The following is a 332-nucleotide window of genomic DNA, read 5'->3' as shown; positions in this document are numbered from 1 at the left end:
ACCAGGCCGAGGAAGGCCATCAACGGCGGCGGACTATCGAAGCGGCGCACATCCCCAATCTCGGCCGCGAAGATCACCGCGACCAAGAACGAGGCGCCGCGCATCGCCTGATAGGCCTCGACGAGCGGGGCCATGGACCAGGTTGGCACAATGGCGCGCAACTGTTCGTACAGGCGGCGTAGCCGCTGAGCCGCGTCCTCGATCGCGTCGATCTTCTCCTGGAACACCGATCTGCTGCGCCGTATGCTCGAAGCTCTGGCGGGCAAGCCAGCGCCGGTGCGCCAATCTCCAATGGCCGCCGCCTTCGTAGATCCGCCCATGGCGCAGGAGGA

The 332-nt window shown here is 66.3% G+C and carries 1 protein-coding gene; it reads right to left on the bottom strand.

Annotated elements, in window-relative coordinates; all coding sequences use genetic code 11:
* The coding region (locus AYK65_RS30990) for a transposase (protein WP_244560163.1) at positions 1-227 on the bottom strand (227 nt) is incomplete at its 3' end.
* Positions 228-332: the final 105 nt, after the last annotated feature.

This window comes from Ensifer aridi (genome assembly GCF_002078505.1).
GTDB classification, from domain to species: Bacteria; Pseudomonadota; Alphaproteobacteria; order Rhizobiales; family Rhizobiaceae; genus Sinorhizobium; species Sinorhizobium aridi.
Note: the sequence above shows the minus strand (reverse complement) of the source record. Positions and strands in the feature narration are given on the sequence as shown.